We start from the raw sequence: 14,022 nt of genomic DNA on the forward strand, positions 1-14,022 counted from the left end.
GACCAATCTGCCTAAATCCTGCAAATGGGGATTGATTGCCTACTCTGGAGCCGTGACGGGCAACGACCGGCCCCCGGACGAACCCCTGCGCGCCGTGGTCGAGCTGGCCCGGGCGCTGGCGGACACGGTCACGCCCCGCGACACCGTGCGCGCGGCGGCGGCGGGCGCCAGGCGCGCGCTGGACGGGTCGTTCGCCGCGGTGTCCGCCTGGGAGCGGGAACACGCGCGGCTGCGGGTGCTCGTCAACGACGGCGAGCGGGTGCCCGGCGAAGAGGAGTTCCCGCAGGACGAGTCGTACCCTCTGCACGACTTTCCCGGCCCGGCGTCCGCAGGCGGGCCCTCGACGGCCACCGAGGACTCCCCCGGCCCTCGGGGGGAGGCGCTGCGGCGGCGGGGGCGGGGCAGTTGCGTGGTGGTGCCGCTGCTGGTGAACGGGCGGGCGTGGGGTGAGCTGTACGTCGCCCGCCCGCGCGGCGCGGCTCCCTTCACGCCGTACGACGCGGACCTCGCGGCGGCGGTGGGCGCGGTGGTCGCGGCGGGGCTGGCGCAGACGGAGCGGCTGGAGGAGGCGCGGCGGCTGGCGTTCACCGACCCGCTGACGTGGCTGGCCAACCGCCGGGCGCTGGACCTCCGGCTGGACGAGGCGGTGGAGCGGCACCGGGCGGAGGGCACGGTGGTCAGCCTGGTCGTCTGCGACATCAACGGCCTCAAGGAGGTCAACGACTCACTCGGCCACGCGGGCGGCGACCGCCTGCTGGAACGATTCGGCACGTTGCTGTCGCAGCACGGGGCGGCGCTGCCGGGGACGCTGGCCGCCCGGCTGGGCGGCGACGAGTTCTGCCTGCTGTCGGCGGGGCCCCCGGCGGACGCCGTCGTACGCACCGCGACGGAGCTGTGCGCGCGGGCGGCGTCCCTCAAGCCGGGCCGGGGAGTCGCGTGCGGAGTGGCGTCGACCGGGGACCCGATCGGTCCGGTGCTGTCGGGGCGGCGGCTGCTGCGGCTGGCGGACGCGGCGCAGTACGCGGCGAAGGCGGCGGAAGCGGCGGGACCGGTGGTCGCGGGGCGGGACCGGGAGGTGACGCGGCTGGCGGACGACCCGCCGCGGGGGCGGAGCCGAAGGGCGTTCAGGGGGAGACAGGCGCGGAGCAGGGGGTAGGCGGGCGGGGGTACGCGTCACCCTCCCCGGGCCCGCCGGACCCCGTCAGCTCGTCTGCTCCGGCAGCTCCCCGGACCCGTCAGCTCGTCGGTTCGATCGGTCCTGTCAGGCGGGTCAGCCCGTCAGCTCCGGCGGCTCAGCAGCCACGGCTCGACCACGCCCAGGCCCCGCACCGGACGCTGCCACATCGGCTGCAGCGCGAACCGGTACGACGGGGCCTCCCCCGTGCCGCCCTCCGCCGCGGCCTTCTCCGCCGCCGTGGCCGCCGCCTCGGACTCCGGGGCGTCCCCGTCCCGTATCAGCTCCGCGGCGAAGTCGCCGTGCACCAGCACCGTGTCCTTCGGCGCGATCGACGTCAGCCGCGACGCCAGGTTCACCGTCGTGCCGAACACGTCGCCCATCCGCGTCGTCACCGTGCCGAACGCGATACCCACCCGCAGCTCCGGCATCGTCTCGTCGCGGGCCAGGGTCTCGATCAGCCGGATGCCGATCTCCGCCGCCGTGCCCGCGTCGTCCGCGGAGAACAGCACCTCGTCGCCGAGCGTCTTGATGAGCCGGCCGCCGTGGGCGGCGACCAGGTCGGCGGCGGTGGTCTCGAACGCCTCGACCAGCTCGCCCAGCTCCTCCTCCTCCAGCCGCCGGGTCAGCCGGGTGAAGCCCACGAGGTCGGCGAAGCCCACCGCGAGGCGGCGGGCGACCATCTCGTCGTCGTCCTGCGCCTGGACCACCCGGCCGGTGGCCGCGGCGAGCTGGCGGCGCCAGACGTAGACGAGGAACTCCTCCAGCTCCGGCAGCAGCAGCTCGACGAGGGGGTACGCGATCTCCGTCCGGGACATGCCCTCCTGCGGCTCGGTGAGCCCTTCGAGGAAGGAGTCGATCTGCCAGTCCGCCAGCCGGGCCGTCGTCTGCCCGGTGGAGCGCGCCACCTGCACGGCCATGCCCTCGCTCAGCAGCCCGGCCTCCACCAGGCCCGCCAGCCGGCGCAGGGCCAGCACGTCGGCCTCGGTGAGCACCTTGGCCTGGCCGATGTCGGCGAAGCCCATGGCGCGCCAGAAACGGGCCGCCAGCTCCATCGGCACGCCCGCCGCGCGCGCGGCCTGAAAGGGCGTGTAGCGGCGGTCGGAGCCCAGGATGAGCTGCTCGATGCGGAGCGCGATCGGGTTGTCCTCGCCCTCCGGATCCTCCGGACCTTCCGCGCCCTGCGCGGCCGCGGGGCCCCCCGGGTCCCCGGGGCCCGGGGCACCCTCGGATCCGCCGGAACCCACCGGGGCCTCCGGCTCCTCCGCCCCGGAGGAGCCCGCAACCTCACTCACCGGCTGCCCCCTCCGTGCGTCCGTTCCCTGGCCACCGCCCTTGCGGTCCCCACGATACGGGAAGTGTGGCCCAGCTCACTCCGCTTCGGCGGCGGACCGCAGGTGCACGACGTCCCCCGCGCTCACCGGCTCGGCCAGCCCCGCCGCCGTGGCCAGCACCAGCCGGCCGTCGCCGTCCACCGCGACGGCCTCCCCCGTCACCGACGTCCCGCCGGGCAGCTCCGCGCGGACCTGCCGGCCGAGCGTCGCGCAGCCTGCCGCGTACGTCTCCTGCAGCCGGGCGCCGGCCGGGTCACCGCCCGCGGAGCGCCAGCTTCCGTACCACCGCTCCAGCGACCGCAGCAGCGACCGCAGCAGCGTGTCCCGGTCGGTGACCTTCGCGCCGGCCAGCGCCAGCGAGCCGGCCTGCGGAACGGGCAGCTCGTCGGCGCGCAGGGTGACGTTGACGCCGATGCCCAGGACCACGGACTCGTCCGCGGCGTCGGTGCGCTCCACGAGGATGCCGCCCGCTTTGCGCTCCTCGCCGCCGACGGTCACGAGCACGTCGTTCGGCCACTTCAGCGCCGTGTCCACACCCGCGGCCCGCGGCAGCGCGGTCGCCACGGCGACGCCCGCGAGCAGCGGCAGCCAGCCCCACCTGCTGACGGGTACGCCCTCGGGGCGCAGCAGGACGGAGAAGAAGAGCCCGGATCGGGGCGGTGCCGACCACCGGCGCTCCAGCCGGCCGCGCCCCGCCGTCTGCTCCTCCGCGACGAGCACCGCGCCCTCGGCCACGCCCTCGCGGGCGCGCGCGGCGAGGTCGGCGTTCGTGGAGCCGGTGGCCTCGACCACGTCGAGCGACGTCCACAGCCCTCCGGGCCGGACGAGCGCGTGGCGCAACGCGGCGGCGTTCAGCGGCGGACGTTCGAGGTCGGACCAGCGGCTTCCCCGATCTGCACTCATACGGCCACCCTACGGTCCGGCATCCGCCCCGCCGCCGCCGGCGCCACGCCGTGCGCGGCGCGGGCGTCACCCCGCCGGCGCCACGCCGCGGGTGTGGCCAACGCCGCACCCGTACGGCCGCCGCACGCCGATAACCTACGTAGCGGTAAGTCCCGCACCGCCCCGGGTTCCCCGCCCGGAGGCGCCCCCGACGAGGCAGGAGCTGCACCGCGATGGCCCAGGCGAACGAGCCCCCCGCCGAGACGGCGGACAGCCACACGACGGCCGGCAGGCTCGCCGATCTCGGCCGAAGGATCGAGGAGGCCACGCACGCCGGGTCGGCGCGCGCGGTGGAGAAGCAGCACGCGAAGGGCAAGCTGACCGCGCGCGAGCGGGTCGATCTGCTGCTGGACGAGGGGTCGTTCACGGAGCTGGACGAGTTCGCCCGGCACCGCTCGACGAACTTCGGTATCGACGCCAACCGCCCGTACGGCGACGGCGTGATCACCGGCTACGGCACCGTGGACGGCCGCCCGGTCGTGGTGTATTCGCAGGACTTCACGGTCTTCGGCGGCTCCCTCGGCGAGGTCTACGGCGAGAAGATCGTCAAGGCGATGGACTTCGCCATGAAGACCGGCTGTCCCGTCATCGGCATCAACGACGGCGGCGGCGCGCGCATCCAGGAGGGTGTCGTCGCGCTCGGTCTCTTCGCGGAGATCTTCCGCCGCAACGTCCACAGCTCCGGCGTCGTCCCGCAGATCAGCGTCATCGTCGGCCCGTGCGCGGGCGGCGCGGTGTACTCGCCGGCCATCACGGACTTCACCGTCATGGTCGACGGCACGTCGCACATGTTCATCACGGGTCCCGACGTCATCAAGACCGTCACCGGCGAGGACGTCGGCTTCGAGGAGCTGGGCGGCGCCCGTACGCACAACACCACCTCGGGTGTCGCGCACCACATGGCGGGCGACGAGAAGGACGCCTTCGAGTACGTCAAGGCGCTGCTGTCGTACCTGCCGTCGAACAACCTCAGCGAGCCGCCCGCCTTCCCCGAGGAGGTCGGCACCGCGGTCACCGACGAGGACCGCGAGCTGGACGTCCTCATCCCGGACTCGGCGAACCAGCCGTACGACATGCACACCGTCATCGAGCACGTCCTGGACGACCGCGAGTTCCTGGAGACCCAGGCGCTGTACGCGCCGAACATCGTCACCGGCTTCGGCCGCGTCGAGGGCCACCCGGTGGGCGTCGTCGCCAACCAGCCGATGCAGTTCGCCGGCTGTCTCGACATCAAGGCCAGCGAGAAGGCCGCCCGCTTCGTGCGCACCTGCGACGCCTTCAACGTCCCCGTGCTCACCTTCGTCGACGTCCCCGGCTTCCTGCCGGGCACGGACCAGGAGTACGACGGCATCATCCGCCGCGGCGCCAAGCTGATCTACGCCTACGCCGAGGCCACCGTGCCGCTGATCACGGTGATCACCCGCAAGGCGTTCGGCGGCGCCTACGACGTGATGGGCTCCAAGCACCTCGGCGCGGACCTCAACCTGGCCTGGCCCACCGCGCAGATCGCCGTCATGGGCGCGCAGGGCGCGGTCAACATCCTCTACCGCCGCACGCTCGCCGCGATCGAGGACGAGGAGGAGCGCGAGGCGCGGCGCGCGGAGCTGATCCAGGAGTACGAAGACGCGCTGCTGAACCCGTATGCGGCGGCCGAACGCGGGTATGTGGACGCTGTGATCATGCCGTCGGAGACGCGGCGGCAGGTGGCCAAGGGGCTGCGCGTGCTGCGCAACAAGCGGGAGGCGCTGCCGCCGAAGAAGCACGGGAACATCCCGCTGTAGGCGGGGGGATCGAGGAGGGCCGATGTCCGACGAGATCAAGGTGGTCCGGGGCAACCCGACGGCGGAGGAGCTGGCGGCGGCGCTGGCGGTGGTCCAGGCGCGGGCGGCCTCGTCCGCGGCGGGGTCGCGGGGCGGACCCGCGAGCGAGTGGGCGGACCCGGCCCGGCGGGTGCCGGCCCGGCGGACGCCGCGGCCGGGGCCGAAGGCGTGGCGTACGACCTACTGGCCGTCGTAGGGACGCCCGCCGCCGGTATCTGAGTACCCGTACTCAGGCGCGCGGGGTTGCCGGGCCGGGACCATCGGAAGATGCTCTGGTCCGACCCTCCCGACGAACCCGACGCGGAGTTGCGTGCGGCGGAACGGCGGCTGCGCCGCGCCGGTTGGCTGCTCGCGCTGGCAGCCGTGGTGTCGATGGCGCTGGGGGCGTCGGGACCGGGCATGCCGTCGTTGTGAGGCTCCCGGTGTCCGGGGGCCCGGTCCGGGGGCGCGGCACACATCGTCGTCCCCGTACGGGGACTCCCGCGCCCTCCGCCGCCGTCGGGCGGTGTCACCACCGCCGCCTACGATGGCGCGCATGACCAGCCACCCCGCCCGCACGCTCGTGCTCGCGTCGCAGTCCCCCGCCCGGCTCGCCCTGCTCCGGCAGGCGGGACTCGCGCCGGAGGTGATCGTCAGCGGTGTCGACGAGGACGCCGTCTCCGGAGGGACGCCCGCGGAGCTGGCCCTCGTGCTCGCGGAGGCGAAGGCAGCCGCCGTCGCCGCGCGGCCGGAGGCTGCGGGCGCGCTGGTCGTCGGCTGCGACTCGGTGCTGGAGCTGGACGGCAGGGCGCTGGGCAAGCCCGTGGACGCCGAGGACGCGACGGCGCGGTGGAAGGCGATGCGGGGCCGCTCCGGGGTGCTGCAGACCGGGCACTCCCTGATCGACACGGCCTCCGGGCGGCGGGCGAGCGCGACCGCCGCGACGGTGGTGCGGTTCGGCGAGCCGAGTGACGCCGAGATCGCCGCGTACGTCGCGACCGGCGAACCGCTGCACGTGGCCGGGGCGTTCACCATCGACGGCCGCTCGTCGGCGTTCATCGACGGCATCGACGGCGACCACGGCAACGTCGTGGGGATCTCGCTGCCGCTGCTGCGAAGGCTGCTCGCGGAGGTGGGGGTCCGGATCACCGATCTGTGGGCGTAGCCGGCCGGGCTCCGGGCACGCAGGTGATGCCGTGGCTGCGCTGCCGTGCCCGTACGCGGTGCCGCGCGGCCGACCGCGGACCGGAACGGCTCAGGCCGCCGGCGCCGGCTCCGCGCCGCCGCCCTCGGGCTGGCCTACGGGACCGTCCTCGACGCTCAACACCAGGACGATGAGCCCGAAGAGCACCATCAGCCCCGCGAACGCCGCCCAGCCCACCAGCCCCACGGCCACCGTCGCCAGCACCGCGTGCAGCACCGCGCAGCTCACCAGCAGGATCCGGCCGGCCCGCCCGGGGGCCCGGTCGCGTACGGCGATGAGCAGCGAGACCGCCGCGCAGCACAGCAGGTAGAGCCCTATGCCCACGCCCGCCGCGCGCGTCGAGCCGGACATGACGCCGGAGTCGAGGCCGGCGAGGGACATCTCCTGGCGGTCGACGACCGAGCCCAGGACGAAGTGCACGACGGCGAGCCCGACCGCTTCGACGAGCAGCGCGGCACCCGCAACCGCCGCGACCGTTCTGCGCATGGCGGCACCCCCTGGTCCTGGTCCGTTCGGCCCGCTTACGCTACTGATGGGTAGTCGGGGGCGGCAAGGGTCCGCGCACGATGGGCACTCCGGGGACACACGATGCGCACGCCCCAGGCGCGCACGACGGCTCCGGACGGACCGGCGACCGAAAAGATTCCGTCCCGCCTTCGTATGGTTCCCACAAAAAGCGGCGCCGTCCATCTGCGCAACGCACGCGAGACCTTGGCCACACGCCGGTTTCGCACGCGCGGCTCCACATGCGGCGTACCTTGGGAACTCAGGGCTACGCGCCCGAGTGCGGCGGCGCGGATCACTCTCTGTGTGGGAAAGCTCACCTCCGGGATCCCGCAGCGCAGAGGTGTGGCCATTACCTAAAATCTCGGTGTTCCGAGAAGGGAGCCATCGTGCGCAAGGTGCTCATCGCCAACCGCGGCGAAATCGCCGTCCGGGTAGCCCGTGCCTGCCGGGACGCCGGAATCGCGAGCGTAGCCGTCTACGCCGCGCCGGACCGGGACGCACTCCACGTCCGCGCGGCCGACGAGGCTTTCGCGCTCGGCGGCGACACCCCGGCCACGAGCTACCTCGACATCGGCAAGGTGCTGCAGGCCGCCGAGGACGCGGGCGCGGACGCCGTCCACCCCGGGTACGGGTTCCTGTCGGAGAACGCGGAGTTCGCCCAGGCCGTCCTCGACGCGGGCCTGACGTGGATCGGCCCGCCGCCGCAGGCCATCCGCGACCTCGGCGACAAGGTGTCGGCCCGGCACATCGCCCAGCGGGCCGGTGCGCCGCTGGTGGCGGGCACCAAGGACCCGGTCGCGGACGTCACGGAGGTCACGGCGTTCGCCGAGGAGCACGGGCTGCCGATCGCCATCAAGGCCGCCTTCGGCGGCGGCGGTCGCGGGCTGAAGGTCGCCCGCACCCTCGAAGAGGTCCCGGAGCTGTACGAGTCGGCGGTGCGCGAGGCCGTCGCCGCGTTCGGCCGCGGCGAGTGCTTCGTCGAGCGTTATCTCGACCGGCCACGGCACGTGGAGACGCAGTGCCTCGCGGACAAGCACGGGAACGTGGTCGTGGTCTCCACCCGGGACTGCTCGCTGCAGCGCCGCCACCAGAAGCTGGTGGAGGAGGCGCCGGCGCCGTTCTTGTCCCCCGAGCAGAACGCCGAGCTGTACCGCGCGTCGAAGGCCATCCTCAAGGAGGCGCACTACGAGGGCGCGGGCACCTGTGAGTTCCTCGTCGGCCAGGACGGCACGATCTCCTTCCTGGAGGTCAACACCCGCCTCCAGGTGGAGCACCCGGTGACCGAGGAGGTCACGGGCATCGACCTGGTGCGGGAGATGTTCCGCATCGCCGACGGCGAGGAACTGGGCTACGACGACCCGCCGGTGCGGGGGCACTCCCTGGAGTTCCGCATCAACGGCGAGGACCCGGGGCGCAATTTCCTGCCCGCGCCCGGCACGGTGACGGCCTTCGAGCCGCCGGCCGGGCCCGGCGTGCGGCTGGACGCGGGCGTGGAGTCGGGCAGCGTGATCGGCCCGGCGTGGGACTCGCTGCTGGCCAAGCTGATCGTCACGGGCGCGACCCGGCAGCAGGCGCTGCAGCGTGCGGCACGTGCGCTGGACGAGTTCACGGTCTCCGGGATGGCGACGGCCCTGCCGTTCCACCGCGCGGTGGTCCGGGATCCGGCGTTCGCACCGGCCGTGGCGGAGGTGCCGTTCGGCGTCCACACCCGGTGGATCGAGACGGAGTTCGCGGGCGGCATTCCCCCCTTCGCCGGCGGCGCGGAAGCCGACGCGGAGGAGGAGAGCCGCGAGACGCTGGTCGTCGAGGTCGGCGGCAAGCGCCTGGAGGTGTCGCTCCCGTCGTCGCTCGGTGCGGTCGCCTCGCCGGCGGGAGGGCGGTCGAAGCCGAAGCGGCGGGCGGCGAAGAAGTCCGGCTCCGCGGTCTCGGGCGACGCGCTGGCCTCGCCCATGCAGGGCACGATCGTGAAGGTGGCGGTCGAGGAGGGCCAGCAGGTCGCGGAGGGCGACCTGGTGATCGTGCTGGAGGCGATGAAGATGGAGCAGCCGATCAACGCCCATCGCGCCGGCACGGTCAAGGATCTCGCGGCGGAGATGGGCGCGACGGTCACCTCCGGCGCGGTCATCTGCGAGATCAAGGACTGACGCGAACCACGCGCATCGGCGGACAGAGCGGAACAGGGGGCGGGCCCGTCGGGCCCGCCCCCTGGCGCGACGACGTCACGGGGTGCGCGATACGTTCCGCGCCCCCGTCATCAGCAGCAGCGCGACCGCGGAGAACGCCGCCGCGGCGGTGAAAGCGGCCCCCGTTCCGTCGAAGAACGTGTGCCCCGAGGAGTGCCGCAGGCCCACGTCGAAGACGGAGACGAGCACGGACAGGCCCAGGCTGCCGCCGACGTACTGCATCGTCTGCAGCAGCCCGGAGGCCGACCCCGCGTCCTCCGGCGCGACGCCGCTGAGGATGAGGGTGGTGAGCTGCATCATGGTCAGCCCGACCCCGACGCCCATGAGCAGCAGCGGACCCAGCAGCCCGTCGGCGTATCCGGACGAGGCGTCGAGACGGCTGAGCCACAGGATGCCGGCGGTGTTGAGCGTCAGCCCGGCCACGGCGGTGCGCTTCGGCCCGAACCTGGCCTGCGCGCGCGGCGCGAAGCGCGAGGCGGCGAAGAGCGGCAACGTGAGCGCCAGGAAGGCCAGGCCCGCGCGGAACGGGCTGTAGTCGAGGGACCGCTGCAGGTACTGCGTGGTGAAGTAGAAGACGCCGAACATCCCGGCGGGGATCATCAGCATCGTGGCGTACGCGACCGACCGGTTGCGGTCGGTGAAGAGCCGCAGCACCACCAGCGGCCGGCGGACGCGGAGTTCGACGGCGAGGAAGCTGCCGAGCAGCGCCGCCGCGGCGGCGAAGGCGCCGAGGGCGAGCCCGTCGCCCCAGCTCTCTTCGGCGGTGCGGATGAAGGCGTAGACGAGCGAGGTCATGCCCAGGGTGGCGAGTAGCGCACCGAGGGCGTCGAACGGACCGCGCTGGCGCGGGGTTTCGTCGAGATGGCGGGGCGCGAGCCAGGCGATGGCCAGGCCCACGGGCAGGTTGATCAGGAAGACCCAGTGCCAGGACGCGAGATCGGTGAGCGCCCCGCCGAGGACCAGGCCGAGCGCCGAGCCGGCGCCGCTGATCGAGGCGAAGACGCTGAGCGCGCGGGCGCGTGGACGGCCCTCGGGGAAGGTGGTGGCGATCAGCGCGAGGGTGCTGGGCGCGGCGAGCGCGGCGGCGGCCCCCTGGGCGGTACGGGCGAAGAGCAGCCAGCCGCCGCTGGGCGCGAGGCCGGCGAGGAGAGAGGCGGCGGTGAAGGCGAGCACGCCGGTGACGAGCGCGCGGCGGCGGCCCATGCGGTCGCCTATGCGGCTGCCGAGAAGCAGCAGGCCGCCGAAGGCGAGGGTGTAGAGGTTGAGGATCCAGGACATCCGGGTCGGGGAGAAGCCCAGGTCGAGTGCGATGTCGGGAAGTGCGACGTTCACCACCGTGGCGTCGACCAGGAACATGAGCTGGGTGGCGACGATCGCGGTGAGCGCGAGCCCCGGGCGGGCGCCGCGGGGCTTCGGGCCCGGACCGCGGCTGCCGCGGTCCGTGGGCGTGCGCAGGGTTGTGGACACAGACGTGCCTTCCGGCAGAGAATGAAGTGGAGGGTAGCTCCGCTTCACTATACGGAGGGTGCCTCCGTTTCTGCAATGGCATTCTGGGCGGCAGCGCGGGGACGACGAAGGGTGGTGCCCATGGGAACGGTGCAGGGCCGGCCGATGCGCGCGGACGCACGCCGTAACTACGAACGCCTGCTCAGCGAGGCTGCGGCGGCCTTCGCCGAGCGCGGCGCGGACGCCTCGCTGGAGGAGATCGCGCGCCGTGCGGGCGTCGGCATCGGCACGCTGTACCGGCATTTCCCGGACCGCTTCGCACTCATGGGTGAGGTGTTCCAGACGCGGGTCGACGAGCTGAGCGCGACGGCGCGGGCGCTGGCGGCGGAGGCCGGCAGGACGCCGATGGGAGCGCTGACGGCGTGGATGCGGCGGTACGTGGACGTGTCCTCGACGATCCGCGGGGTCGCGGCGGCGCTGATGGACGAGGGCCTGATGGTCAACTGCAAGGAGCAGTTGCGCCAGACCGTCGACGCACTGGCCTCCCGCGCGCGGGAGGCCGGCGAGCTGCGCGGGGACGTCGCGCCGGACGACATCCTGCGGCTGACGAGCGCGATCGCCTACGCGGCGGAGAAGGCGTCGGCGAAGAACCCGGAGGACACCGAGGCGGCCGACCGCCTGCTGAACCTGGTCCTCGACGGCCTCCGCACCCGGCCCGCCTGACGGGGTCCGGGGCCCGGGAGGGGCCCGCGGCGCTTCCGCGGAGGGGGGCGGGCCCCGTCCGCGGGCGCCGCGGGCGCCGGGTCCGGGGACCCGGCGGGGCTCGTGAGGCCCCCCGCGCCGCTACCGGCGGCGGGGGGCCAGGTCCGCTACGCGGCCCTGGTCCGGCAGGGCCGCGGTGGCGCGCATGGCCGAGGCCGCGGACTGCGGCGTCCGGCGCTGACCCGGCAGTGGCACGCTCTCCTCTCCGCGCCGCCGCTCACCCCCGTGCCGGGGGTGACGGCGCGGTGCCGGGGGGCCGCCGTCACCGCCCGCCGGCTGCTCCGGACCCGCCACCGCGATCTGCACCCCCTGGTCCGCCAGGGCCTGCAGCTCGGTGACCGCGCGCTCGTCGTTCGGCGGCGGCTCGTCCGTGACCAGCCGCGTGATCACGTCGGTGGGCACCGTCTGGAACATCGTGTCGGTGCCCAGCTTGGAGTGGTCCGCGAGGACCACGACCTCCGCCGCGGCCTGCACCAGCGCCCGGTCGACGCTCGCCGAGAGCATGTTGGACGTGGACAGCCCGCGCTCGGCGGTCAGCCCGCTGCCGGAGAGGAACGCGCGCGAGACGCGCAGCCCCTGGAGCGACTGCTCCGCTCCGCTGCCCACCAGCGCGTAGTTGCTGCCGCGCAGCGTGCCGCCGGTCATGACGACTTCGACCCGGTTCGCGTGCGCGAGCGCCTGCGCGACGAGCAGGGAGTTGGTCACGACGGTCAGGCCGGGGATGCGCGCGAGCCGGCGGGCCAGCTCCTGCGTCGTCGTACCGGCACCGACGACGACGGCCTCGCCCTCCTCGACGAATCCCGCGGCGAGATCGGCGATCGCGGTCTTCTCCGCGGTCGCGAGATGTGATTTCTGTGGGAAGCCGGACTCACGGGTGAAACCGCCCGGGAGGACCGCCCCTCCGTGCCTTCGGTCCAGCAGCCCCTCGGCTTCCAGGGCGCGGACGTCACGGCGGACGGTCACCTCGGAGGTCTGTACGACTCGGGCAAGCTCTCGGAGCGATACGGCCCCATTGGCCCGCACCATTTCAAGGATCAACTGACGACGTTCTGCAGCGAACACGAAACCGACAGTAACGCCAAAGACCGTGTTCTTTCAGCCGCTTGCGTCGATGAGAAGAAATTGCCCCTCTACGACCTCTGCAGGTGGTATAAGCGCCCGGTTGCCCCCCGGCCGGGGCACCGGCTCCACCCGGTCCTGACCTAGTCGTCGCTCCCGGGCTTGCTGGCCTGGAGCTGCCGTGCGACCTCCGCGATCGACCCCGACAGCGAGGGATAGACGGTAAACGCCTTGGCGATCTGCTCGACGGTCAGATTGTTGTCGACGGCGATCGAAATGGGATGGATCAGCTCGCTGGCCCGCGGCGCGACCACCACGCCGCCCACCACGATCCCCGTGCCGGGGCGGCAGACCAGCTTCACGAACCCGTCCCGGACCCCTTGCATCTTGGCCCGCGGGTTGCGCAGCAGCGGCAGTTTCATCACCCGCGCATCAATGCGCCCCTCGTCCACGTCCGATTGCTGGTAACCCACCGTGGCAATCTCGGGGTCGGTGAACACATTCGCGGAGACCGTCTTCAGCCGCAGCGGCGCGACCGTCTCGCCGAGGAAGTGGTACATCGCGATCCGACCCTGCATCGCCGCCACCGAGGCGAGCGCGAACACGCCCGTGCAGTCGCCCGCCGCGTAGATGCCCGGCGCGCTCGTGCGCGACACCTTGTCGGTCCAGACATGCCCGGAGTCCGTCAGCCGCACCCCGGCCTCCTCCAGGCCGATGCCCCGGGTGTTGGGCACCGCGCCGACCGCCATCAGGCAGTGCGAACCGGTGATCACGCGGCCGTCGTCGAGCGTCACCTCGACCCGGTCCCCGACGCGCTTGGCGCTCTGCGCGCGCGAGCGGCTCATCACGTTCATGCCGCGGCGCCGGAAGACGTCCTCCAGCACCGCCGCCGCGTCCGGGTCCTCGCCGGGCAGCACCCGGTCGCGGCTGGAGACCAGCGTGACCCGCGAGCCGAGCGCCTGGTAGGCGCCCGCGAACTCCGCGCCGGTGACGCCGGAGCCGACGACGATCAGCTCCTCGGGCAGCTCGTCGAGGTCGTACACCTGCTTCCAGTTCAGGATCCGCTCGCCGTCGGGCTTCGCGTCGGGCAGCTCGCGCGGGCTGCCGCCCGTGGCGACCAGCACCGCGTCGGCGACCAGGTCCTCCGACTCCCCCACGACCCGGTTCACCCGGACCGAGCGCGAGCCGTCCGGGGCCTGCTGCGGCGAGACACTCGCCCAGCCGCCCACCACTCTGCCGCCCGCCCGCGTCACGTTCGCGGTGATGTCGTCGGACTGGGCCAGCGCCAGCCGCTTCACCCGGGCGTTGACCTTGCCCAGGTCCACGCCCACGACGCGGGCGGCCTGCTTGTCCGGTGGCGTGTCGTCCGCGACGATGATGCCCAGCTCCTCGTACGAGGAGTCGAAGGTCGTCATCACCTCCGCGGTGGCGATCAGCGTCTTCGACGGCACGCAGTCGGTGAGCACCGACGCACCGCCCAGGCCGTGGCAGTCCACGACCGTCACCTCCGCGCCGAGCTGCGCGGCGACGAGCGCCGCCTCGTACCCGCCGGGGCCACCACCGATGATCACGATCCGAGTCACGTACCCCATTGTCCCCCGCCGCGCCTGAC

The 14,022-nt window shown here is 73.5% G+C and carries 13 protein-coding genes; 7 read left to right on the forward strand and 6 right to left on the reverse strand.

The genetic code is table 11. From position 1 onward, the window contains the following. The first annotated feature begins 52 nt into the window (after nt 1–52). A complete protein-coding gene (locus I003_RS0111340) occupies nt 53–1,156 on the forward strand; it encodes a GGDEF domain-containing protein (RefSeq protein WP_027771638.1) in 1,104 nt (367 codons plus the stop codon). Nucleotides 1,157–1,278: 122 nt separating this feature from the next. Here I003_RS0111340 and I003_RS0111345 read toward each other — a convergent pair whose 3' ends face one another. Together I003_RS0111345 and I003_RS0111350 are read right to left on the reverse strand one after the other, a co-directional pair. Further along, nucleotides 1,279–2,421, reverse strand: a complete 1,143-nt coding sequence (locus I003_RS0111345; protein WP_027771639.1) for an adenylate/guanylate cyclase domain-containing protein — start codon at nt 2,419–2,421, stop codon at nt 1,279–1,281. 123 nt (nt 2,422–2,544) lie between these two features. After that, nucleotides 2,545–3,411: a biotin--[acetyl-CoA-carboxylase] ligase gene (locus I003_RS0111350; protein WP_027771640.1), complete on the reverse strand. Its 867-nt coding sequence runs from the start codon at nt 3,409–3,411 to the stop codon at nt 2,545–2,547. A 212-nt stretch (nt 3,412–3,623) separates the two neighbouring features. On the opposite strand from I003_RS0111350, the gene I003_RS0111355 reads away from it, so the two are divergent. The 4 genes from I003_RS0111355 to I003_RS0111370 all read left to right on the forward strand — a co-directional run bounded on the left by I003_RS0111355 (nt 3,624) and on the right by I003_RS0111370 (nt 6,414). Further along, nucleotides 3,624–5,231 (forward strand): acyl-CoA carboxylase subunit beta, encoded by a 1,608-nt coding sequence (locus tag I003_RS0111355; RefSeq protein WP_027771641.1) that lies wholly within the window; start codon nt 3,624–3,626, stop codon nt 5,229–5,231. A 22-nt stretch (nt 5,232–5,253) separates the two neighbouring features. Then, the gene (locus I003_RS0111360) at nt 5,254–5,466 is read left to right on the forward strand and encodes an acyl-CoA carboxylase epsilon subunit (RefSeq protein ID WP_027771642.1); all 213 of its coding nucleotides are present in this window, start codon (nt 5,254–5,256) and stop codon (nt 5,464–5,466) included. A 71-nt stretch (nt 5,467–5,537) separates the two neighbouring features. Then, complete coding sequence (gene mmpB / locus I003_RS36410; RefSeq protein ID WP_199784276.1) at nt 5,538–5,684, forward strand: morphogenic membrane protein MmpB; 147 nt, start codon at nt 5,538–5,540, stop codon at nt 5,682–5,684. 121 nt (nt 5,685–5,805) lie between these two features. Continuing rightward, the gene (locus tag I003_RS0111370) at nt 5,806–6,414 is read left to right on the forward strand and encodes a Maf family nucleotide pyrophosphatase (protein ID WP_027771643.1); all 609 of its coding nucleotides are present in this window, start codon (nt 5,806–5,808) and stop codon (nt 6,412–6,414) included. A gap of 90 nt (nt 6,415–6,504) precedes the next feature. Here the strand turns inward: I003_RS0111370 and I003_RS0111375 are convergent, their stop codons facing one another. After that, entirely contained in the window at nt 6,505–6,939 is a 435-nt protein-coding gene (locus I003_RS0111375; RefSeq protein WP_027771644.1) for a hypothetical protein, read from the reverse strand. Between the two features lie 407 nt (nt 6,940–7,346). On the opposite strand from I003_RS0111375, the gene I003_RS0111380 reads away from it, so the two are divergent. Then, on the forward strand, nt 7,347–9,104 hold the full coding sequence (locus I003_RS0111380; protein ID WP_027771645.1) for an ATP-binding protein: 1,758 nt from the start codon (nt 7,347–7,349) through the stop codon (nt 9,102–9,104). Between the two features lie 75 nt (nt 9,105–9,179). On the opposite strand, the gene I003_RS0111385 is transcribed toward I003_RS0111380, so the two are convergent. Next, on the reverse strand, nt 9,180–10,610 hold the full coding sequence (locus tag I003_RS0111385) for an MFS transporter (protein WP_027771646.1): 1,431 nt from the start codon (nt 10,608–10,610) through the stop codon (nt 9,180–9,182). Between the two features lie 120 nt (nt 10,611–10,730). On the opposite strand from I003_RS0111385, the gene I003_RS0111390 reads away from it, so the two are divergent. Beyond that, the gene (locus I003_RS0111390; RefSeq protein ID WP_027771647.1) at nt 10,731–11,312 is read left to right on the forward strand and encodes a TetR/AcrR family transcriptional regulator; all 582 of its coding nucleotides are present in this window, start codon (nt 10,731–10,733) and stop codon (nt 11,310–11,312) included. 120 nt (nt 11,313–11,432) lie between these two features. Here the strand turns inward: I003_RS0111390 and I003_RS0111395 are convergent, their stop codons facing one another. Together I003_RS0111395 and I003_RS0111400 are read right to left on the reverse strand one after the other, a co-directional pair. Continuing rightward, nucleotides 11,433–12,377, reverse strand: coding sequence for a DeoR/GlpR family DNA-binding transcription regulator (locus I003_RS0111395; protein ID WP_027771648.1), 945 nt, complete (start codon nt 12,375–12,377; stop codon nt 11,433–11,435). A gap of 176 nt (nt 12,378–12,553) precedes the next feature. Then, on the reverse strand, nt 12,554–14,002 hold the full coding sequence (locus tag I003_RS0111400) for an NAD(P)H-quinone dehydrogenase (RefSeq protein WP_027771649.1): 1,449 nt from the start codon (nt 14,000–14,002) through the stop codon (nt 12,554–12,556). Nucleotides 14,003–14,022: the final 20 nt, after the last annotated feature.

The sequence above is a fragment of the Streptomyces sp. CNQ329 genome, from assembly GCF_000482585.1.

Coding starts and splice junctions, on each gene's coding strand:
- I003_RS0111350 (WP_027771640.1), bottom strand. CDS start 3,411: ATGAGTGCAGATCGGGGAAGCCGCTGGTCCGACCTCGAACGTCCGCCG.
- I003_RS0111355 (WP_027771641.1), top strand. CDS start 3,624: ATGGCCCAGGCGAACGAGCCCCCCGCCGAGACGGCGGACAGCCACACG.
- I003_RS0111360 (WP_027771642.1), top strand. CDS start 5,254: ATGTCCGACGAGATCAAGGTGGTCCGGGGCAACCCGACGGCGGAGGAG.
- mmpB (WP_199784276.1), top strand. CDS start 5,538: ATGCTCTGGTCCGACCCTCCCGACGAACCCGACGCGGAGTTGCGTGCG.
- I003_RS0111370 (WP_027771643.1), top strand. CDS start 5,806: ATGACCAGCCACCCCGCCCGCACGCTCGTGCTCGCGTCGCAGTCCCCC.
- I003_RS0111375 (WP_027771644.1), bottom strand. CDS start 6,939: ATGCGCAGAACGGTCGCGGCGGTTGCGGGTGCCGCGCTGCTCGTCGAA.
- I003_RS0111390 (WP_027771647.1), top strand. CDS start 10,731: ATGGGAACGGTGCAGGGCCGGCCGATGCGCGCGGACGCACGCCGTAAC.
- I003_RS0111395 (WP_027771648.1), bottom strand. CDS start 12,377: ATGGTGCGGGCCAATGGGGCCGTATCGCTCCGAGAGCTTGCCCGAGTC.
- I003_RS0111400 (WP_027771649.1), bottom strand. CDS start 14,002: ATGGGGTACGTGACTCGGATCGTGATCATCGGTGGTGGCCCCGGCGGG.